We start from the raw sequence: 20,777 nt of genomic DNA, 5'->3' as shown, positions 1-20,777 counted from the left end.
CGCCGCGAGGCGGAGGCCTCCCCTCTCCGTCGACCCCCTCCTTCCTGGAGGCAGGGGGAGCCTTACAGCCGGATCACCTGCAGAAGGAAGACGGTGGGTCCGCGCGAGCGTTGGGGGGCGGCGGGCCGAGGACGGCGTCCGAACGCCCGCATCACCCGGATCGGGCTGCCCGGGAGGGCGCGAGCGAGCCGCGCCCACGACAGCGCCCCCACCGCTAGGAGTAGGGCTACGGCGTAGTAGTCGTCCGGGGCCTCAGAGTTCGCGGTCCCCCCCTGATCCGTGGTGGAGCCCGCGATGGCCAAGTGCCCCGCCGCGGGGCCCGAGCCGCTCAGGAAGAACCGGTCGGCGGGACCGAAAGCCCCGTGGCAGAGGAGTAGCGCCACCACCAACAGCAGGGGCAAAAGTGCTTTCCGAACTATCGTCCCGCGTACCAAACCAGTCCGCCTCCGCCCAGAAGACCCGGTCTCAGTCGAGCATATTATCGCGTTCTTAGCGCCTCTCAAGGGAGCTCAACGGTGCGCTCCCCTCCTCCCGCGCATAGAGAGAGTTCGCGGGCCGACGCTCGTCGCCGCCTACGAGCAGGCCACCCCGCCGTCGGGTTCCCTCGAGGGACAGCGGGGCAGCGGGGTACTTGAACCTGGGTGAATGCCACGGCAACGATCGAGAGGCGTTGACGCACACCACCAGGGCGTCGCCGTCATTAGCGCCCGGGCATAGGCCTCAAAGGAATCGACGAGGTTACGCAAACACCTGCGGTAGTGGTGAGCGACGTGGCCGGCTTCGGCCACCGGGCGGTCTCCTGCATCTCCGAGAACGCCCCCTCCTCGTCCGCGGCGTACAGACCGGCGGTCTCGAGGCGAAGCGTTCGGTGGGGTTGCCCGCCCCGGAGGCATCGGAACGGGTCAATGCGGGGGGCGCAACCCGTCTAGGGTGACCGCGACGAGCCGGCGAACCGCGGCCTCGGACGGTAGGCTGCCGGCCGCCGCGAGGGCGTGGAGGCAGTAGCTCGCGAGCTCGTCGGGCGCTACGTCGTCCCTGACGACGCCGGTCTCGGCGACCTCGGTCAGCAAGTCTCGGAACAGGCCGATAAGCTGCCGCTGCGCCCGGGCGGCGGGCTCACCCCGGTGCACGAGCGCCGCGACCTGTTCCGTGCCGCGGTGCTCGCGGCGGTGGCAGATGAGCGCGTAAGCCTCGAGCACCGCTTCGAGGCGCTCGCCGGCGTCGCCGACTCGGTCGCGGAGCTCAACGAGACGTTCGAGGTGATCGGCGACGTGGCGTTCGTGCCACGCGATCAGGATCGCTTCGACGTCCGGAAAGTACTTGTACAGCGTCGCGCGCCCGATGCCGGTCTCCTCGGCGATCCGCGACATCCTGACCGACGTCAGCCCGTGCTCGGCCACAAGCACCCAAGCGGCGTCGAGGATCGCGTCGCGCACCGCGCGGCGGTGCGCCTCTATCGTCTCGTTCCACAGCTTCGGCACCAGCCAATTATACGCTACGACGATATGTAAACACTATGACTTGCTAGAGACATACTGTACAGATAAACTGCTGCTGTGATAAACCAGAACTTCGACGACCACGCGCGAGGAGAGGAGATGCACGTGGCTGAGCCGCCCCCCTACCCAGGCATGCCACGCTGGGTGAAAGCTTGCGGAATCGTCGTCATCGCATTGATCCTGCTGATGGTCTTCGCCAGGGCGTTCATCGGAGGTGCGCACGGCCCCGGCCGCCACGCGTCGTCCGGTGAGGCCGGTGGCCAGTTACCGCCCTCGAGCGTGCTGGAAGGCCAAGCAGCGCCGGAGGTTGGCCGCGGATGATCATGACGCCCCGCGTCCGCAAGTTCGCGCTCGCCGCGCACATCGCGACCTCGGTCGGCTGGGTCGGCGCGGTCGCCGGCTACGTAGCTCTCGACGTTGCGGCGGCGATGGGCCGGGATGCCCAAACGCTGCGCGTCGCCTACATCGGGATGGAGTGGATCGCCTGGTACGTCGTCGTCCCGTTGGCCCTCGCCTCGCTGCTGACGGGGCTCGTCGTGTCCGTGGGGACCAGGTGGGGCTTGTTCAGGCACTACTGGGTTCTGATCTCGCTCCTTCTGACCGTGGTTGCCACGTTCGTGTTGCTGGTGCAGACGCAGACCGTGAGCTACTTCGCGGGCGTAGCGGCGGATCCCACGACCTCCGGCGACGATCTGCACGCGCTGGGGAGCACGTTGGTCCACTCCGTGGGCGGTACGGTGGTGTTGCTCGTGATCTTGGTGCTGAACGTGTACAAGCCGCGGGGCATGACCCGGTACGGGTGGCGTAAGCAGGACGAGCGGCGTGGAGCGGTGCGGCGGAGCAAGCAAGACGAGCGGCGCACCTTACGCGGGACGTAGGTGGGATGATCGCTGCTCGGCCTCGGACTCCAAGACTTCGTCCCCGACGGCGGTCACCTCGCCCTCAGCGCTGCCGGTAGCTGCGCTCTTTTCGAGGACCTCGGCGCCGGGCGCATGCTCGCGCTGGGGGCCGCGACGGTGGTGGTCGGCAGCGAGCCGAGGCGGAGACGGTGCGACGTTTGAGCCCGCGGCGAATCGTTAGCGCAACGTCTCGTGGAGTACTAGCGCACCCGCTCCAGCCCCGCCCGGTCGAAGCCGACTACGACCTCCTTGCCCCGGTTGCTCCCGATCACGGTTACGGGGGTGGTCAGGGTTCCATGCGCGTAAGCTCCGCCATGGTGCCGTCGTCCTCGACCACGTTCCTCACCGCAAACCGCACGCCACTCTCGCGGAGGAACTCATCCGTCCTGTCGCAGAACAATCACCCGGGTTTCTGTGCGTACGCCACTACGTCCGCTTCTTCCCGACTCACCGCCGCAGCCCTTTCTCTCGCTGGCTTCCGCCGACCCGGCGGATACGGTTACGGCTCCAGCCGGCGATCGCGTCCGCCTCAGGCGCGCCGGATGCGTCGGTTCCCTGTTACCTCAGAGCAATGGGGGTGGCGCAAAGGACGCCTACCGCGCACCGAGCGCTCCCGGCGAGGCCCTCCCGCCGATAGCGGCACCCCGAGGCCCGGCGTCCCTCGCGGCGGGGCTGCGGGCGAGGTTTCGGGGGAGCGACGACCCAGGAGGGCCGCCCTCGCCTCCTGCGCGCGAGGTTCAGTTGCTGATCAGGGAACCCTTGGCCAGCTGCGTCGATGTCTTGGACCAGCCGTACTTGTAGACGCCCGGGCTCGTCCGCGCCGCGGTGCCGACGTAGCGGTGGAAGACTACCTGCAGGCCCGTACCGCCGTAGGGCGAGCCGTCGGCGAGGAAGCCCGGGGAGCGGTAGAAGGCCTGGTGGAGGTGCGGGGGGCCGACGGGGACGCTGGGGTCTCCCGTGTCGCCCGCGTAGCCGATGATCGTCGCGTCGGTGACCCTCGCGCCCGGCCGTATCCCCGGGGCGAGGCCGCTCAGGTGCGCCGAGAGGTTGACGTACTTGCCGTTGTCGGCCTTGATCACCACGAAGACGCCGTAATTCTTGTGCGAGGAGTTGCGCCCGGCGAAGGTCACCGTGCCGCTCTTGAACGGCGAGAAGACGGCGTCGCCGAAGTTCAGGGGGTAGTCGATGGCGAACTTGTCGTTGGTGTAGTAGGTCGAGGCGCACCGCCCGTAGCCGAGGTTGCCGTGGGTGTACTGCCCCCAGTAGTTGGGCGAGCCCAGCCGGGTGAAGCCCGTCGGGATACCGTCGCTTGCGCTGCGGTTGGCGTACCTGCCGTGCTGGGTCTGGAAGAAGAAGGTGCTCTGGGCCAGCCAGCAGCCCTCGGCGATCCTCTTCTCGGCGTACCTGGGCACCTCGGCCGCCGTCATCGAGGCAGTCCGCTCAGATCCCCCTTTCTCGTTGCCCCCGCGGGCCGCCTCCTCCCGCTCCCGAAGTTCTCCGCCGTTCTTGTAGTAGGTCTTCGGGTCGTTCGCATCCGGGAGCGCCCCGAGAGAGGCGGCCGAGCGGGAGGGGCGATCGAACTTTAGGCTCGAGAGCAGCTCCCTATCCCCGGCGTCCAGCCCGTCCCCGTAGACGTTTATCCGGTACACCCTGCCTTCGGTCGACGCGTACACCTCCGTGGAGGGGGTGCTGCCCGGCACGGGACCGACCGCCACGCCCTTGAGCTCGTTCTTGCCGACGCTCACCGTCTCCCTCCTCGCCGGCACGTCCTCGAGGGCGGCGAGCTTCTCCCGCACGACCTTCTCTACGTCCTCGGGCTCGAGGTCGTAAGCGAGCGCGACGCGAGCCACGGGCTCCCCCCCCTCCTGCCCCCACCGTGCCCGCGCGAGGCGCCCGAGGCGGGTCGCCACAGCGTGAACCCGTAGGTACCGTCCTCCTTGAACTTCTCCCGCTCCACGACGAGGCCTTTCGGGTGGACCACCGAAGCCCCGACCACGCGGTCCACCGTCTTCTGGCCCCGGGCGAGGTCCTTTTGGGCCCCGCGCTCGCGGACTGCCCGACAAGCCCCAGAGCCATGGCCATACCTAATACCGCGGCCGCCAACGCTCCTTTATGCATTGCGTTCCCCCTCCAGCTTCGTACGCAAAAGCACCCTCACCACCGTGTTCGGCACAAAGGCCGCAGAAGTTTAAGCCCCCCGGCCTCCTCGCCCCGCTCCCGCACGCGGCCGGGCGCGAGAGAGCGCCCGTGCACTGCTCATCTAACCCACCCTCTCGGCGCGCACGATGAGCCGCTTCTCGAAGGAGGGTATCGGGGTGCAGGTCTGCAGCGAGACGATCGTCTTGTCCTGGACGGGGTAGGTAACCCAGTAGTCCTCGGGGCGTACCACCAGCCGGTCGTAGACGCGGAAGGTGAACTCCTCGCCGGCCTGGTTCTCCAAGACGATCTCGTCCCCCGGCTCCATCTCGTCGAGCTCGTAGAAGACGTATGGAACCTTGGTGAACACGTACCCCAAGGCGTGGCCGACGATGACGGTGTTGGAGCCCTCCTGCCACGGGGAACCGGTCCCCTTCAAGCGGATGATCCCCTCCCGGTCGAGCGCAACCTGGCTGTCGGCGGTAGGCACCTCCACGTCCTCGAGCCCCAGCTTGGGGATCGAAAGCGTCATCGGAGCGCCCCCCGGCCCCGCCGTGCCGGCGTCCCTCCCGCCCCCGCTCCCCGGTTGCGCCTTCTCGCCCCCCGGGCTCTCGCCGAGGAGCGTCCTGGCGTTCTCGACCTCCGTTGGGCGCAGGTCGAGGGATGCGGTCTCCGTCGTCGGGTAGGCAGGCAACGCCCCCAACCCCAACAACGCGAGCGAGACGAGCAGCAGCGATGCTTTGAGGCTCTTGAACATCGGTAGCCAGGGTACCCCACCACGGTATGTCCAGCAAGATCCTCGGAGCGGGACCGCGAGGACGCGAGCGGCACCTTCGCCGCCGCACATGGTCGGACCGGACTCCTCGACCGCGCCCAACTCGCCCGAGATCTCGCGCGGTCGCGCCCCGGCAGCGATTCGCCGTTTTCCCGGGCGTTCCGATCGCGCCGCGGGACCAAACGGCACCCGAGAACCTCGACGGGGAAATCCCTCAGCGCTGCAATGGAGGTTGCCACCGCGTTACAAAAGTTAAGAAATATTAAAAAAAGATTTCGTTCCGAAGACATGTATCTGCCTTTCTCCAGCCGGATTCGTGGCTCCGGGCCTCCTTTTAAGGGTACGGGGGTATTGCAGCACGCGGGCGATCTCCTTACAGTGCCCGACCTAGGAGGGGGATCGGTCGGAATCCCCTTTAACACAACGTATATGCGTAGGCGAGGGGAAGGAGCCCGGGCGTTATGCCGCGACCGTTTCGCGCAGGGATGCTTGTCGGATTGTTGATGGTTGGCGTGTTGTCGTTCGGGATGGTGGCGGGGCCGCGCCGCAGGGGAAGAGGCCGGTGCGCAGGGGGAGATCGGGTCGGCGCAGGAGAAGATCTCTGAGATGCGAATGGAGGCCGAGGCGGCGGACGCGCAGCGCAGCGACGCGCTGTACCAGCTCGGGGGCTTGGAGAAGGAGATAGCGGCCACGAACGAAGAGCTCGTGGCGTCCGAGCGTGAGTACGCCGAGGCGAAGGCGCAGCTTGAGGCGAGGGCGTCCCAGATGTACAAGAGCGGCAACGTAGGCTTCGTCGACGTCCTGGTCGGGGCTCAGAGCTTCACCGAATTCGCCAACAGGCTCGAGCTGTGGGCGCGGCTCCTCATCAGGGAGCGCGCGACGTTCGACGCAGCGAGGGTGAGCCGGGACGCGCTCACCGAGAAGAAGGCCGAGCTCGAGTCCCAGCGCGATCTGCGAGAGGATGCCATCCGCGAGGCCGAGGGGCAGCAGGACCGTATCGCCGGCCTCGAGGCCGAGATCCAAGACTACCTTGCCTCGCTGGACGCGAAGATGCGGGCGGAGATCGAGGCCGAGCAGGCCCAAGGGGCCGAAGAGGCCCGGGCCGCCGGCGAGAGGCTGCGCGCGAGCATAGCCGAGGCGACGCCGGCCGCGGTCCGGCCCGCCCCCGCGGAGCCCGTCGGGAGGGAGACCGCGCAGGTGCCTGTCGCGCCCGCTCCGGCCCGGCCCGCCGAACCGCTCCGGGTCGCCTCGGCCGCGCCGAAAAACGAGGTGGGTGGGGAGAAGACCATCGAGGTGGATCCGGTAGCCGGGATCGCCCCGGTCGAGGCGGCCCCAACCCGCGACCTCGCCGCCGAGAGGGCGGAGCGAGCCGAGGCCCGTCGTCAGGCGAGGCTCGCCGCCGAGCAGGCGGCCGCGCAGCGGGCCGAGGCCGAGCAGATCGCCGCCGAGCAGGCGATCGCGGCCGAGGAGGCCGAACGCCAAGCCGCTGCGGCAGCCGAGCAGCAGGCCGCCGAGCAGCAGTACGCCGCCGAGCAACGAGCGGCCGGAGCGGCGGCCGAAGAGGCCCGGCAGGCGCGACTCGCGGCCGAGCGGGCAGCGGAGGAGGCCGCTCGGGCGGAGCAACTCGAGGCCGAGCGCTACGCCGAACAGCAGGCGGCCGCCGAACAGCAGGCGGCCCAGCAGCAAGCAGAATTGGCTCCGCAGCAGCAGCCCGCCGCCGACCAGTACGGCTCCGGCGCCGCGGCGGACCAGTACGGCAACGGCGGCGACGCCGGTGGAGACCAGTACGAGCCGGCCACGAGCGGCGCGCAGCCCGTGAGCCCCGTTGCCGGGGCCCAGACCCCGCCCCCGGCGGAGGAGCCTGCCTCGGCCGGCAGCGCCACCGGGGAGGCCATCGTCGCCGAGGGGGCCAAGTACATGGGCACGCCCTACGTGCTCGGCGGCCAGGAGGTTTGCGTGCCCTACGAGATGATGGACTGCTCGTGCTTCACGCAGGTCGTCTACGGGGCGTTCGGCATCTCGCTGCCGGACGTGCCGAACGCGCTGCCGGGGTACGGGGTCCCGGTGCAGGGCCCCCCGCAGGCGGGCGACCTGCTCCTCTGGAGCGAGGACGGCAGCGGGACCATAACCCACGTCGGGATCGCCACGGGCAGGGGGACGACCGTGCACGCCTCAGCCTTCGCCGGCTACGCGACCGAGACGCCCATCGATTACATTCAGGGCTACGTGGGCGCGCGGAGGCTGATCTAGGGCGTGCGGGGCGGGAGGCGGCCCGTAGCGCGCCGCCTCCCGCCCCTCTTGCCTCACCGTCGCTCTTCTCTTGGGCGTGCCGACCCTGTGTGCGTCGGCACGCCGCTCTTCGCGCGCGCCGCCGCCGGCCCGCGGCGGGAGCCACGCGGCCGGTGCAACGAGAGCGTCGCGCTTTTGGCCTCTGGCCGTCGCCAGCTCACCAGGACCCGCACCGGCGGGCTTGCCCCGAGGCTTGCAAGAGGCCGTGACGCGGGGGGCGCACGCGAGCGCCCTGCGCCTCAGGCTCGTGGACGAGCGGTCGTGCCCGTCGTCGAGGACGAACGGGCGCCCGCGGTAAGGCAGTCTGTGCACGGCCCGTAGGTCCTGCTTTTTCAATGGGTGGGCTAGAATGCGCGCATCGATGATCAACTCGAGACAGCGGACGTTCTCGCGGTGCTGAGGAAGCGGACGAAGAGGGTGCTGGCGCCGCTCCTGGTGCTGGCGCTGCTCGCCTGCCACGGCGCCTACGGGGCTGCCGAACACCAGCTTCTGTTCGAGCTGGCGGGGGCCGTGGAGGGGCACGCTGCGCACGTCACGCCCGCCGCGACCGACGGAGCAGGGCCGCACGCGTGGGACGCAGACGTGGCGAGCTACGCCGCCGCGATCCTCGTCGCCGTCGTCGGGGCGGTCGCGTGGACGCGGCTGCGCGACGTTCGCGGGTGGCGCGGCCTGCCGCTTCCTCGCCGATCCTGGGCGCTTCGTGCGCCGCCGGTGCTCCCTCCGCCGCGAGCCCCGACACCCTCTTCCTTGCAGGTGTATCGCCTGTAGATCGTCCCGTGCCCGCGGGAGACGACCTCGGGGTGTCGCCGGAGACACGAGTTCGCTTGGTGCTCCCCCCTACCCCGTCTACCGCCGGCACGAGCGGGGCCTTTTCGGAGGGTGATCCGGCTCACCTTCTCGGCGCCGCAAATACCGCGGGTACCGCCACGTCCTTGCAGGGCGTGCGAGGGCGTTCCTCGCGAAGCCCGGTTTAGCGCGGCGGGTCTCTGGCCCTCGTAGGTTTCGTTCGACACGTCCCACCTCCGGAGACAATCCCCGGGCGGCGCCGTACCGGTCGCCCGGGGAACACGAACCGGCGGTTTTCGGACCACTCAAGGAGGAAGAAAGGTGCGTATAAGGAGTTTGCTGCTCGGCGTCGCGAGCCTGGCCATGGTAGCGATCGGGCTGGTGGTCGTAGCCTACGCCTTCGTCGGACAAGGGACGGCGAACACCGCCAGCAACAGTACCGAGCCCGAGGGCTTCAACGTCCCCGAGGTCGAGACCACGCGGGAGCGGGGGGCCGAAGAGGCCGCGCAGGGTCCCGAGGACAAGACGCTAAGGGTCACGATCCCGAAGATGGCCCGCATCGAGGGCGCAACCTTCCCCGACGCCGCCGGCGACGACGAGGAGGCCCTCAAGAACAACGCCGGCATCCACCTCGAGGGTACGGGCTTCCCCTGGGAAGACGGGGCGAACACCTACCTGGCCGGACACCGCCTGGGCTACCCGAACGAGCCGAGCTTTCTGGCCTTCTGGGACCTCGACGCCCTGGAGAACGGCGACGAGGTCTTCGTCGAGGACGCCGACGGCAACGAGTACACGTACAGGGTCTTCAAGGAGTTCGTCGTGAGCCCCACGGACCTGTACGTGACGGAGCCCGTGCCGGGCAAGGACGTGCTCACGCTGCAGACGTGCACCCTCCCCGACTACTCCCGAAGGCTCATCGTCCAGGCCGAGAAGGTCTAGGGTGAGGTCGGACGGGTCCTCCAGGAGCGCGCCGAAGACCGATCGCCGCCGGCGCGGCGTACGGGGGCGCGGCCGGGCACGCGTTCCCGATAGAAAGGAGTGTTAGCTTGCTTGCGGCGCTGTCTCTGCCGAGCCCGCCTTCGCCGGTGATCTTCGAGGTCGGGCCCATCGCCCTGCGCTGGTACGGCCTCCTCATCGCCCTCGGGATCGCCGTCGGGACCTTCGTCGTCTCCCGGGAGCTCGCGAGGAGGGGCTACGACGGCGCCCTCGCCCTCGACGCGCTCTTCTTCGTGGTGCCTCTAGGCTTCATCGGGGCGCGCGTCTACCACGTCCTCACGGACTACGAGCTCTACGCCGAGGACCCCTTCCCCGCCGTCATCGGGGGCGACGGGCTCGGCATCTACGGCGCGGTCGTCGGGGGCTTTTTGGGCGTCCTGATCTTCGCGCGCGTACGCGGCATCAACCCGCTGGTGTTCGCGGACGCCGCGGCCCCCGGCCTGATCCTCGCCCAGGCCATCGGCCGGTGGGGGAACTACTTCAACCAGGAGCTCTTCGGGCGTCCCTCCGACCTTCCCTGGGCGATCCGCATCGCCCCCGAGAACCGCCCCGACGGCTTCGAGGACGCGGCGAGCTTCCACCCGACGTTCCTCTACGAGTCGCTCTGGAACCTCCTGGTCTTCTTCGCGCTCCTCTACATCGCCCGCCGCTTCGCCTCGCGCCTGAAGGCCGGCGACGTCTTTTTGCTCTACGTGAGCCTCTACTCCGTCGGGCGCTTCTTCGTCGAGGCTTTGCGCATCGACCCGGCCTTCCTCCTCGGCGACCTCCGCGGCAACCTCCTCGTCAGCAGCATCCTTGCGGTGGGCTTTGCGCTCGTCTTCTTGCTCCGCCGTTCCAGGGGTTCCTCCGGGAGGCGGGCGCCCGGGTGACGGTGGCTCGAGCCGTCGTCGGGGGGGAGAGGAGCGCGCCGCGCAACGAGCCGCGCTCCGCGGCAGGGCGCGCTCGCCGGAAGGTAGGCCTCGGCCCGGGCGGGTCCCACGAGGTCGGCGACCCCGCCCGCGGCCAGTGTTCGAGGCGGGCAGGGGCCGCTCGGCCGCCGCTGTACCGTCGAGGACGTGCTTCCTCCCTCCGGCCACGAGAGCGCGCCCTCGGGGGCGCCGGATGCCGAACGGACGAAAAAGGAGGACAAGGGTGCAAAGAAGCGATCGGACGCTGGTCTCGGCGCTCGTGGCGCTGGTCGCCGCAACCGTCGGCGCGGTGGTGGTGCTTGGCGTGCTGGGAGCCCCGGGCTGGGTGATGTTCGTTGTGGTGGTGGTCCTGTTCGCGGTGATCTGGGTCGGCGCGTTCTGGTTTGTCGTGCCTTCCGACCGTCCCGACGGACGTGGCGACGAGTGAGCCCACCCGTGGGGACACCGGCGGTAACCAGGGCGAGGGGCGCTGCGTCCGGGGCCGGACCTACCACGCGGCTCGGGCAGGGCCGTCCGGCCCTGCCCGCCCCCGAGCGAAGCAGACCCTAAAGAGAGAGGAGTTCGCTGTTTCTATGCAGAGGTTCAAGAGCAGGCGGCGTATCCGCGACGGGCGTGTGTACCGGTCTGGGCGCGGCTCGGGCGACAAGCCGGTCTTCGTAAGGCGCCGGACGGGTGCCTACGTGTTCGTGGGCCTTCTCGTCGTGGCCCTTGGCACGCTGGCGCTGTACGGCGCGGGGGCCGCATCGCGGTCGGACGGGGCGGGCGCCTTGGCGCGGGTCGAGGAGCCGACCGTCCCCGACCCTCCGCGAGCGGTCTCCGAGGAGCCGGCCGCCGAGAAGCGGGCCGAGGAGGAGGCTGCGAGGCAGCGCGCCGCCGAGGAAGAGGAGCGGCGCCGGCAGGAGGCCGAGAGGAGGGCGGCGGAGGAGCGGGCGGCCGCGGAGGCCGCGAGGGCGCCCGACGACCCGACGACCTACCTCACCGTCCCCAAGCTCGGCGTCTACGGCCACACCGTAAGAAACGACGACTCCCAGGAGGCGTTGGACCTCGGTGCGATCAAGGTCCCCGGCACGGGCTTCCCGTGGGAGGAAGGGGACACCAACACCTACGTCGCCGGCCACCGCATCGGCTGGCCGGGCACCGAGAGCTACTACCAGTTCTACGACCTCCCCTCCATGCAGCCGGGCGACGAGGTGATCCTCGAGGACTCCGAGGGCAGGGTCTACGAGTACCGGGTCACCGAGATCTTCGCTGTCTCCCCCTCCGACACCTGGGTGACGCAGCCGATCCCGGGGCGCGACGTGGTCTCCCTGCAGACCTGCACCGAGACCCCCGACGACTGGTGGACGCTCGGCCCGGGCCTCTACGGAGGCGGCCCCGACTCCGGACGGCTCGTCGTCAGGGCCGATCGGGTCGCGTGAGGCCTAGCCCCTCGCCCGCGTACCCCTCCCCCCGACGAGAGGGTTGAGCGGCCGGGATGCTCGCCTACGCCGCGCTCTTCGCCCTGAGCTTCCTGGCCGCGACGGTACTCCCGCTCGGCTCCGAGGCGGCTTTGGCCGCCCTGGTCCGCTCGCGCGAGGGGCTCCTAGCCCCTGTTCTGGTGGCCACGGCAGGCAACGTCCTCGGCGCTTGCACCACCTACTGGCTCGGCCGCGGCGGGGCACGCGCCCTCGCCCGGCGCAAGAAGCCCACGAAACGGCAGGAGCACGCATCCAGGCTGCTCCGCCGCTTCGGAGCACCGGCCATGCTCCTCTCCCCCGTCCCCGTGGTCGGCGACGCCCTCGTGGCGCTCGCCGGGGCGACCCGGATTCCCCCCCTCGCCTTTCTCTTTTGGGCGACGCTCGGCAAGGGCCTGCGGTACGCGGTCGTCGCCTGGGCCGCCTCGTCCCTGTGATTCCCCTCCCGCTCCGCGCAAGCCTTGACATACGGTGGGCCGTGTAGCAGTATAGCCCATACCCCGTAGGGGTATATAGAGAGCGATGCTAGGGAGGATCGATGATCGGTACGGCGGGGGGTTGGGGCAGGGCTTTGGGAGCGGGGGACGTGTCTTCGCCGCGCTGGGGTTGGCGGCGGTTGCCGGGGCGCTGGGGGGATCTACTGGGACGTGACCTGGCACGCCACGATCGGGCGGGAGTCGTTCTGGATTCCGCCCCACATTTTCGTGTACTCGGGGGTTGGCCTCCTCCTGGTAGCGGCCTTGGGCGGTTTCGCCGCGGCGTGGCGGGGCGCGGGCTCGCTCCGGTCCGCGCTCGCCGGGGGAGCGGGCTCGGGCTTCGCCGTCGCCGCGCTTGGGCCGATGGTCCAGGTCGCCGCGGCGCCTTTGGACAACTTGTGGCACGAGATGTACGGTCTGGATGTCACGATCTGGAGCCCGCCGCACCTCATGGGAGTAGCGGGGGCTTGGTCGGCATCTACGGCCTGCTCGCGGCGCTGGGGACATCGGGGCTGTCCCTGGGGGCACGCAGCGCCGCTCCGGTGTGGCGGGGGGTTTCGGGCACCGAGGCCGTCGCGTTGGGGCTCTTTGGGGCTGCGCTCTCGCTCTCCATGTTCGCCCTCGGCGAGTTGGACTTCCACATCGAGGGGCGCGATGCGTTGTTCTACCCCTCGCTGGCCGGTGTCTTGGCCGCCGTGTCTCTGATGGGCGCCGCGCGCTACTTCGGTCGTGCGGGTGCGGCGACGGCGGTGGCGCTGGTCTACCTTCTGTTCCGGTCTTCGATGCTGCTCGTCGTCTGGGGGATGGGCTCGGTCGAGCACCTCACCCCGCCGGTGATGGTCCTGGCCCCGGCCCTAGCCATCGACCTGGTGCTCTGGCGGGCTGGGAGGAACTTCGGCGGAGGACGCGTGCTAGCCGCCGCCCTCCTCGCGGGGCCGGCGCTCCTCGGGGGCGAGTGGGCCTTGAGGGCGCTCTTCGATTTCGGAGGGTGGGAGCCCTTGGAAGTCGCAGCCTCGCTGGCGGCGGTGACGATCGCTGTCGCGACCGGCGCCCTGGCCGGGGACAGGCTCGGTTCGCTGTTGCGGGGCGAGCACGGGCCCCTCCCCCCACGGAGCCGCCCGGTCGAGGACGGGGTTACTCGACGCCCACCGTTGCCGAGCCGGAGTGCCGCGTCCGGGTAGCCCTAGTGGTCCTCGCGGAACATCGCCAACTCGATGTAAACCTGCGTGAGTATAGCGAAAATGTAGGCTTGCAGGACGGCCACGAATATCTCGAATGCATAGAAGATTACGGCGAGCGGAACCGAGATCGCAGGCACCACCAGACCAACCCCGCTGAGCCCGAAGTACAGGATCAGACCGAGGAACACGAAGATGATGAGGTGACCGGCGAGGATGTTCGCGTAGAGCCGCAGCGCCAGCGTCAGCGGCTTGGTGAACTCCTGCAGGATCTCCAGGAACGTCATCAGCGGCACCATGATGGGCTTGGCGGGCAGCCCGGCGGGGACGAAGCTCTTGATGTACCCGCCGACCCCGTTGCGCCGGAAGCCCTCGTACTGCGTGAGGGCGAACGTCAGGAGCGCCAGCACGATCGTGAACGAGATGTTGGCCGTCACCGGGTAGCTGTACGGGACGAGGCCTATAAGGTTGAGCACCAGGATGAACACGAACAGGGAGAGCGTGTAGGGGAACCACTTCTTCCCCTCCTCCCCTACCTGCCCGCCGAGGTTACGCCCGAAGCCGTACAGCTCCTCCACGATCACCTGGTACGCCCCGGGCCGCGTGCTGAGGATCCTGCTCCCGATAAACAGGATGAGGAAGGTTAGCGCCGTCCCGAGAAACAAGAACCAGACGCTCTTGTCGATGGAGATGTCTATTGGGCCGAGGTGTATCGGGATCTCCCACGTGTGCCTGGCGGTCTCCCACGTGTGCAAAATCTCCTTGCGCAACTCGTCCTGACTCACCTGCGCCAGCGCCAGCAATCCCATCAGACCTCCACCCTTTCTTCCTCTGTCTCCGGCGCCGTATTCCCGCCTGCACCGTACCCCGGTACCCTACCTTATTCCGAAACTATCCGCCAACCTTTAAACCACCCCACGAACCCGTAGCGCCCCGAAAGCTGCGGGCTGCTCGTAGCGCTTCTCGGACGGCTTGTGCCCTCGGCCGGATGGGGACCCCGGCGCCGGAGCCGGCGTCGAAGGCGCGCCCGCGCACGAGGGCGCGATCGTGGGGGAAGAGGAGCGCGTAAGGATGCGGGCGGCTGGAGGCGAAGAGGGCGTCGAGCAGGTCGCGAAGATCGACACCGGCGCAACGTTCACCTCCATAGACGACGACCCGGCGCGGGAGCCGGGCGTGGGGTTGGTGGGCGCTGAGATCGCGATTGTACGATCGGTCATGGGCAAGGAGTACCGCCCGCTGGTATCGGTGCGCCAGCAGCCTGCGGGGGGAGACGATCGACACCAAGACCACAGTCAGCAGCCACGACGGGACGGAGAACCAGGTGCTCGTGGGACGCCGGGACCTCGCCGGATTCCCGATCCGGGTGGGGAGCGAGGACGAATGGGGGTCTTCTGAGGACGAGCGAGCCGGTCGATTGCCAGCGAAAACGGCCCGACCGAGGCCACCGAGGCTGGCCCGGAGGCTCTGAGGTCTGCGACACGAACCATGGATTACGCGTCTCCCCTTCCTCGTGCCTTGGCCCCTCGCGCCACCGTCGGGCGCAGCATCTCGAGCGCCTTCGTCTTCATCCGCGCATCCACAACCCACCCCCTAATTCTGATCGCTGCTGCCGGCGTAGCGCCAGCAGCCTCGGACGCCACGTGCTCCCGGCATGGCCGACGAAGAACGCGCCGTCATCGAGGAGGCCCTGGTACAACCCGTGCGAGGCCGTCCAGAGGATCGGGGCCGTCTCCAACCGGCTGCGCGCCACCGGCATGCGCGACTACCCCGACCTCGCCGACCGCGTGGCCTCGGCGCTGGCGACGTCGTGGGCGGCGGGGACGCAGGCGGCGAGGAAGTTGGGGTTACAACGCGGGTGTTCCTGCCCCGAGCATCGCCCTGATGGTTTCGACCGAGAACGGCCTGCCGGTTTCCTTGCCCTCCTCGAGCCAAGCGATGCCCTTCTTCCTGGCATCTTCGGGCATGCGGGCGTCCGCGCGTAGCGCCCGTATCGCGGCTTCCAGGCCCACCAAGAACGTTTCCCTGGGATCGGGCAGTTCGCCTATCTCGAGCAGACCCGCCGGGGTGACGTACTCGACCGTGACCAGACCCGTGTAGCCCGAAAGGCGGCTGCCGCGGCCCAGTCGCACGTAGCCTTCGTCCGCGACGTACCTGAGAAGGGCCACGGCTTCGGCGCCGCTTACGCCGAGCGGTCCGGCCGCGCTGTTCTTGCCCGCCATTGCGGCGCCCACGTAAACCCCGGATTCCTCTCCGTGGCTCAGGTAGCCCACGCGCAGTTCGGACTCGCCCCGCTCGTGCGCCCTGCTCAGCCCTCTGTGGAGCAGCTCGATCATGCCGCGGATTTTCGCCTGCTGGGGGTAGCGCACTTTCCCTCCTTCGCTGGGCCTCGGTGGAGCGTTGGCGCGGCCGGAAGCCTTTCGTGCGCCGTCCGTCGCGTCTCGCCTCGGGTTCTGGGCCGCGTTACGCTAGGGATGATGCCGGATCGCGCGGCGGCGGGCATCTTCAAAATTGAAGATTATGGCCGGTACTCGTTGGCCGGAAGGGAGAATGGCGCCCCTACCGGGGGCGCGTCCCGAACCCCTTCCCGAGCGATGCTCTGAAGTACTCGGCCAGCAGGCCGAGTACCCTTCGACATCCTCGAAGTAGCGGTAGACGACGGGGTTCGCGGCCGAGCGATCGAAGCCGCCGCCCTCGGGCCTCGCCCCGGGTACCTACGCCAGTTCAACGGCGAACGTCCCCGAGCGAAACGTCCTGAGTTGAGGCGCCACTCGTCCGGCCGGAGCGGACGAGGCGGTGCTCGAGCCCCCCCTGCGCGAGGGCCCGGCTCTCGCAGACCATCACGGTGCCTCTGAGGGCCGCGCCGTCCGCCCGGGGCAGCGGATTGCAGAGAGCCCGCACTACTCCTCGCCCCTCGCTGGGGCGCCCCGGCAGGACGGGCGTAAGAAGACGGCTTGCGGTAGCGATGCGTCCGCTGGCCGCGGGAAAGCACTACGGCGCAGAAGTCGCCGGCACCCGAACGACGGAGCGCGTCCACCGAAGGGGGGCGGGGACCGGGCGCCGCAGCCGCGACATGCCACCACCGAGGACTCTTCACCTGCCTCCTTCCTCCCCCACCACCTCCGTCACCGCCCTAAGGACGCCTGCGGTCGTAGGGTTGCCCCGTTCGAATGGGTCGCGGAACGACGAAGGGCACGACCCCAAACCGTTACCGCCGCGTCCTCGGGTCTGCATGCCCCCACTCGTTTGCATGGGAACCGTGCGGGTCACCCGCGTCCTCGGCGGCTACCCATAACGGTATGGGTAACCCTCGGTCTCCTGCTGCCTGGTGTGCGGCAAACCGGGGAAGGGTGCACGATCTGGCACCCGCGGGCGTGTTCACTGGGCACCCACCACCACATCTTGTGCTCCGCCGAGACGGCCGTGGCAGGCGGCCTCGAACCGTGCTTTAAATGACGGTCGTGGACCTCGAAGCGATGATGGCGATGCTGGGCGAGGAACGGGTGCGCCGCGGGCTCTCCCTCGAGGAGGTCGCCCGGAGGGCGGGCTGGGCGAACGAGTCCATCCCCCGCAGGCTCGAGCGGCCGGGGGGCAACCCTACCTTGAAGAGCGTGCAGCGCTACGCCGAGGCGGTCGGGGCGGAGCTCGACGTGGGCCTCACGGAGACGAGGGTGCTCTCTTTCTTCAATCACGCCGGCGGTGTCGGCAAGACCAGCGCGGCGAGGGACCTGGGCTACGCGCTTCGTGCCCTGGGGTTTCGGGTCCTCCTGATCGACGCGGACCCACAGGCGAACCTGACGGCGTGGCTCGGGGTGCGCGAGGAGGTACCGCTGGAGCGCACGCTGTACCCGGCGGTTATCGGCAGCCCCGGGGACCCCGAGCTTCCGGAGCCGATCGAGGCCCACGGTTTGCACCTGATCCCCTCCACCTTGGAGCTCGCGCGCCTCGAGCCCCAGCTTATAGGGGTGATCATGGGGGTGACCCGGCTGCGTTCGGCGGTGAGGCGCCTCTCCGGCTACGACTTCGTCCTCGTCGACCCTCCTCCCTCCCTCGGCCAGCTCTCGGCGCTCGCTGTCATCGCCTCCCGCCACGTCGTCGTCCCGGTGCCGACGAACGTGAAGGGCTTCGAGGGCGTCAAGACCGTGGTGCAGATGGTCCGGGAGTACCGCCAGGCCGCCCCCGACCTGGAGATCTCGATGTTCGCCCTCACCCACTTCGACGGGCGCACGCGCCACGACCGGGAGTCCGAGGAGAGCATGCGCGAGCAACTCTCCTCGATCGCCCCGGTCTCCTCGCCGATCCGTTACCGCCCGGCGATCTACAAGGACGCCTCTTTAGCCGGGCTCCCCGTGCCCCTGCACGACCCGGGCGGCAAGGCGGAGGAGGAGATAAGCACCGTTACGGGCGAGCTCCTCGCGGCCTTAGGGGTGAAGGTCGGTGTCTAGGGGATCCATCGACCGCAAGGGTCTGTTCCGCAGCATACTGGGGGAGGTGCCCCGCGAGAAGGGGCCCTCCGGGGATGTCCGCGCCGTGCCCTTGGGCGCCCTGAGCCTGCCCGACCGGGGCCAGCCGAGGAGGTACTTCGACGAGGCGGCCATGGACGAGCTCGTAGCTTCGGTGCGCGCCAACGGAATACTCCAGCCCTTACTGGTGCGTCCCCTCGCGGGGGACCGGGAGGGCTACGAGATCGTGGCCGGCGAGCGCCGCTACCGGGCCGCGACGAGGGCGGGCCTCTCGGAGGTCCCCGCGATGGTCCGCGCGATGACCAACGGGGAGGCGGCGCGCTACGCGCTCCTCGAGAACTTACAGCGCGAGGACCTGAACCCCGTGGAAGAGACGGAGGGCGTCCTCGCGCTTCTCTCCGAGGGGCTCGGCAAGGGTTCCGAGGAGGTGGTCTCGCTCCTCTACGCCATGGGCAACCGCAAGAAGAGCCTCTCCGCCTCCCGCGGACCCACCCATAACGATATGGGTATCCCCGAGGAGGAGGCCGTGGTCGCGGTCTTCGAGGCTCTGGGAACGATGACCTGGGAGTCCTTCGTAAAGAACCGCCTGCCCCTCCTGAACCTCCCGGACGAGGTCCTCGAAGCTTTGCGCGCCGGGCGGATCGCGTACACCAAGGCTCTGGTGGTCGCGCGGATCCGGGACGAGGGCAAGAGGCGCGCGCTTCTGCGGGAGGTGATGGAGGAAGACCTCCCGCTCGCGAGCGTTCGCGAGCGGGCCAGGGCCCTCACCGTCACGACCGTTCCCCCATCTCCCGCGGACCTCCCCTCCAGGGCGTCGGCGCTGGCCAAGAATCTCAGACGGCGCGGAGCCCTGAAGGACCGCGACAAGAGGGAGCGCTTGGCATCGCTGCTGGCCCAGATGGAAGAACTACTGAGGAGCTAGCCCCCTCCGAGGCGAGCCGTGTAGCACGCCTGCCGCGCCTTGCTGCGCCTTGCCGCGCCGGAACCTCGCCAAGCCCGCGGCCCTCCGGTCTGGTGGCGGCTGCTGGACGCGGCCGCCGTGGGTGAGTTGCTCCCTCCGAGATCCGACGGCTTCTCCGAAGAGGCAGATTCGGCCGAGCGCTTCCGATGAGCGACCGCGCGAGAGGAGCGGTCGCGCGTCTCGCATAAGTGGACGTGCCGCGGCCGGGGTGCAACCCTGCCGCCGGTCCCGGAAGAGGAGGGCCTAGCCGTCCTCGAGCATCTCGTAGGGGTCCCCGTGCTCGACGTAGAAGCGCATGAGGTCCTCGATCACCTGCGCCATCTCGACGTAGCGGCCCTCCCGCTCGCTGCGCTCGGCGAGGACCCTCTCCAAGGAGAACCTGACGTCCTTGTGGATCCGGGCCGATATCTGGACGTAGTCGGGGTTGCTGCGCCTCCCCCGCGCGGCCTCCCCCGCTTCTTCGGAGCCGGCTTCCTGGTGGGGCCAGCCGCGCCGCGCCGCGCCTCGGGCCGCTCGAGGGCCTGGCCGGAGCCTCCCCGCCGCTCCTCCCCACGCCCGCATCACTAAGCGGCGCTTGGCCGTCCCCCTGTCTTATTTGGCGGGAGGCTACCTCTCGCTCGGGGGCCTCGTCCTGTTCCTGGCGGGGACTGCGCTGAAGCAGGCCCGCGAGCGGGCTGTCCTCGCGCCCCCCCTCCTTCTCCTCACACCCAACCTGGCCTACCTCCCCCGGAGCGTCCTGCGACGCGCCCCCATGATCGCCTCGATCGCCTCTTCGCCGACCGCCTCGTAGTCCCTCCAGCCGTCACGCGCCCGCCGGTCGGAGAGTTCATACACCAGCCGCCCTGTGACGGCCGCCGTGTCGAACGCCTGCCGGCGCCGGACGTGGTTTCGGAACGCGGGAATGCCCTCCCTCTCGAGGAGCCCTCCGAGGTGCGAGGCGGACCGGTTCCACCACGGAGCCATCGTGATGAGGACCCGGTAGCGGTCCCTCCCGCCCATCTCCTCGATGGCCTCCACGAACGGCATGAGCGTGTTTATCGCCAGCCCCTCCGGCGTCGTCGGGACCACGATCAGGTCGCTCCCCTCGACGGCCGCCCTGAGGTCCGCCTCGCTCGGTCTCCCCTGGGAATCGAAGACGACGTTCTCGTAGCGCGTCCATCCCCCGCCGTCTTCCGGCCCCATCACCTCGAACGGCCAGCCCGCCTCTTCCCCTTCGCCCTCGTCCCGGCGCCCCCTCTCGCGCCACCTCAAGACGCTCCCGTTCGGGTCCGCGTCGACGAGCGCCGTCGTCGCCTCCCCGAACCGCAGCCCCAAGACCGCCGCCAGGTGCACTGCCGTGACGCTCTTGCCGACGCCCCCCTTGTCCCCCAGCACGTTTATCCTCATCGCCCCATCCCATCCTCTGCTTCCGCCCGAAACCTCAGCGTTTCGCGGACCGCGCGTCCTCGACCTCCCCACACTACAGATCCACCGGGTAGCCCGCAACTTTACGAATATTAGACGGATTTTCGGATATCTGTAATTATTCTTTGGGCCCGTGGGGCGGGACCGGGCCTGGGGATCTGCGTACCGGACGCGACGCCCTCGGAGGAGAGGCTCAGGAGTGCCGCCCCACGCCGACGTTCCCCCTCTCCGCGCCCCGGACCATCCAAGAGGCCTTAAAAGCGCTCACAAGGGCTCTCAGGCCCCTCTCGCGGGATGACGGGTAGGCTCCGGGGACCTTTCGTACCGCAAAACGCCGGCGCGTTCGTTTCGATGGCTGCGCCCCCTTCGCCAACCGTGCTCACACCACCTCCGGGGGCCGCCCCGCCGGGCGGCCCGAGAATCGATCTTTTCTGCATTTCCGGGTATGCACTAAATATCTGCTCTCGAGCCGACGGTACGGTCGCGGCTGTTGCTCCGGGGACGCGCGGCGCGTCTTTTCGTGAATCGCGCCGAGTCGACAGGGGCGCCGCGGAGC

Annotated in this window: 21 protein-coding genes; 11 read left to right on the top strand and 10 right to left on the bottom strand. The window is 69.3% G+C overall.

Features of this window, described 5'->3' with window-relative positions:
* Positions 1-62: 62 nt before the first annotated feature.
* Positions 63-401 (bottom strand): hypothetical protein, encoded by a 339-nt coding sequence (locus GBA65_RS21525; protein WP_166398694.1) that lies wholly within the window; start codon positions 399-401, stop codon positions 63-65.
* Positions 402-902: 501 nt separating this feature from the next.
* Entirely contained in the window at positions 903-1,481 is a 579-nt protein-coding gene (locus tag GBA65_RS21520; RefSeq protein WP_166398693.1) for a TetR/AcrR family transcriptional regulator, read from the bottom strand.
* Between the two features lie 335 nt (positions 1,482-1,816).
* On the opposite strand from GBA65_RS21520, the gene GBA65_RS21515 reads away from it, so the two are divergent.
* Positions 1,817-2,377 (top strand): hypothetical protein, encoded by a 561-nt coding sequence (locus GBA65_RS21515; RefSeq protein WP_207956401.1) that lies wholly within the window; start codon positions 1,817-1,819, stop codon positions 2,375-2,377.
* Between the two features lie 307 nt (positions 2,378-2,684).
* Here GBA65_RS21515 and GBA65_RS26960 read toward each other — a convergent pair whose 3' ends face one another.
* The 4 genes from GBA65_RS26960 to GBA65_RS21500 all read right to left on the bottom strand — a co-directional run bounded on the left by GBA65_RS26960 (position 2,685) and on the right by GBA65_RS21500 (position 5,291).
* Positions 2,685-2,798, bottom strand: coding sequence for a glutaredoxin domain-containing protein (locus GBA65_RS26960; protein ID WP_407691137.1), 114 nt, complete (start codon positions 2,796-2,798; stop codon positions 2,685-2,687).
* 337 nt (positions 2,799-3,135) lie between these two features.
* Positions 3,136-4,248: a M23 family metallopeptidase gene (locus GBA65_RS21510; RefSeq protein ID WP_166398692.1), complete on the bottom strand. Its 1,113-nt coding sequence runs from the start codon at positions 4,246-4,248 to the stop codon at positions 3,136-3,138.
* A complete protein-coding gene (locus tag GBA65_RS21505; RefSeq protein WP_166398691.1) occupies positions 4,203-4,403 on the bottom strand; it encodes a hypothetical protein in 201 nt (66 codons plus the stop codon). The genes GBA65_RS21510 and GBA65_RS21505 overlap by 46 nt, the downstream gene beginning before the upstream one ends.
* A 255-nt stretch (positions 4,404-4,658) precedes the next feature.
* Complete coding sequence (locus GBA65_RS21500) at positions 4,659-5,291, bottom strand: sortase (protein ID WP_166398690.1); 633 nt, start codon at positions 5,289-5,291, stop codon at positions 4,659-4,661.
* A gap of 624 nt (positions 5,292-5,915) precedes the next feature.
* Between GBA65_RS21500 and GBA65_RS21495 the strand changes: the two genes are divergently transcribed.
* The 8 genes from GBA65_RS21495 to GBA65_RS21460 all read left to right on the top strand — a co-directional run bounded on the left by GBA65_RS21495 (position 5,916) and on the right by GBA65_RS21460 (position 13,399).
* Positions 5,916-7,559, top strand: a complete 1,644-nt coding sequence (locus tag GBA65_RS21495; RefSeq protein ID WP_166398689.1) for a C40 family peptidase — start codon at positions 5,916-5,918, stop codon at positions 7,557-7,559.
* A gap of 432 nt (positions 7,560-7,991) precedes the next feature.
* On the top strand, positions 7,992-8,366 hold the full coding sequence (locus tag GBA65_RS21490; RefSeq protein WP_166398688.1) for a hypothetical protein: 375 nt from the start codon (positions 7,992-7,994) through the stop codon (positions 8,364-8,366).
* Between the two features lie 339 nt (positions 8,367-8,705).
* The gene (locus tag GBA65_RS21485) at positions 8,706-9,323 is read left to right on the top strand and encodes a class E sortase (protein ID WP_228282056.1); all 618 of its coding nucleotides are present in this window, start codon (positions 8,706-8,708) and stop codon (positions 9,321-9,323) included.
* 107 nt (positions 9,324-9,430) lie between these two features.
* Positions 9,431-10,249, top strand: coding sequence for a prolipoprotein diacylglyceryl transferase (lgt, locus tag GBA65_RS21480; RefSeq protein ID WP_166398687.1), 819 nt, complete (start codon positions 9,431-9,433; stop codon positions 10,247-10,249).
* A 262-nt stretch (positions 10,250-10,511) separates the two neighbouring features.
* The gene (locus GBA65_RS21475; protein ID WP_166398686.1) at positions 10,512-10,715 is read left to right on the top strand and encodes a hypothetical protein; all 204 of its coding nucleotides are present in this window, start codon (positions 10,512-10,514) and stop codon (positions 10,713-10,715) included.
* Between the two features lie 145 nt (positions 10,716-10,860).
* Complete coding sequence (locus GBA65_RS21470; protein WP_166398685.1) at positions 10,861-11,706, top strand: class E sortase; 846 nt, start codon at positions 10,861-10,863, stop codon at positions 11,704-11,706.
* A gap of 56 nt (positions 11,707-11,762) precedes the next feature.
* Positions 11,763-12,179 (top strand): YqaA family protein, encoded by a 417-nt coding sequence (locus GBA65_RS21465; protein WP_166398684.1) that lies wholly within the window; start codon positions 11,763-11,765, stop codon positions 12,177-12,179.
* Between the two features lie 506 nt (positions 12,180-12,685).
* Positions 12,686-13,399, top strand: a complete 714-nt coding sequence (locus GBA65_RS21460; protein ID WP_166398683.1) for a hypothetical protein — start codon at positions 12,686-12,688, stop codon at positions 13,397-13,399.
* 2 nt (positions 13,400-13,401) lie between these two features.
* Here GBA65_RS21460 and atpB read toward each other — a convergent pair whose 3' ends face one another.
* Positions 13,402-14,205, bottom strand: a complete 804-nt coding sequence (gene atpB / locus GBA65_RS21455) for a F0F1 ATP synthase subunit A (protein WP_166398682.1) — start codon at positions 14,203-14,205, stop codon at positions 13,402-13,404.
* Positions 14,206-15,240: 1,035 nt separating this feature from the next.
* Positions 15,241-15,729, bottom strand: a complete 489-nt coding sequence (locus tag GBA65_RS21450) for a hypothetical protein (RefSeq protein ID WP_166398681.1) — start codon at positions 15,727-15,729, stop codon at positions 15,241-15,243.
* A 1,116-nt stretch (positions 15,730-16,845) separates the two neighbouring features.
* Between GBA65_RS21450 and GBA65_RS21445 the strand changes: the two genes are divergently transcribed.
* Together GBA65_RS21445 and GBA65_RS21440 are read left to right on the top strand one after the other, a co-directional pair.
* Positions 16,846-17,838, top strand: coding sequence for an AAA family ATPase (locus GBA65_RS21445; RefSeq protein WP_228282055.1), 993 nt, complete (start codon positions 16,846-16,848; stop codon positions 17,836-17,838).
* The gene (locus GBA65_RS21440; RefSeq protein WP_166398680.1) at positions 17,831-18,778 is read left to right on the top strand and encodes a ParB/RepB/Spo0J family partition protein; all 948 of its coding nucleotides are present in this window, start codon (positions 17,831-17,833) and stop codon (positions 18,776-18,778) included. The genes GBA65_RS21445 and GBA65_RS21440 overlap by 8 nt, the downstream gene beginning before the upstream one ends.
* 282 nt (positions 18,779-19,060) lie before the next feature.
* Here the strand turns inward: GBA65_RS21440 and GBA65_RS25665 are convergent, their stop codons facing one another.
* A complete protein-coding gene (locus tag GBA65_RS25665) occupies positions 19,061-19,189 on the bottom strand; it encodes a hypothetical protein (RefSeq protein WP_266096634.1) in 129 nt (42 codons plus the stop codon).
* Positions 19,190-19,534: 345 nt separating this feature from the next.
* Positions 19,535-20,203: a ParA family protein gene (locus GBA65_RS21435; protein ID WP_166398679.1), complete on the bottom strand. Its 669-nt coding sequence runs from the start codon at positions 20,201-20,203 to the stop codon at positions 19,535-19,537.
* Between the last annotated feature and the right edge of the window lie 574 nt (positions 20,204-20,777).

The sequence above is a fragment of the Rubrobacter marinus genome, assembly GCF_011492965.1.
Taxonomy (GTDB): domain Bacteria; phylum Actinomycetota; class Rubrobacteria; order Rubrobacterales; family Rubrobacteraceae; genus Rubrobacter_F; species Rubrobacter_F marinus.
This window is presented reverse-complemented; position numbering and strand designations above follow the sequence as displayed.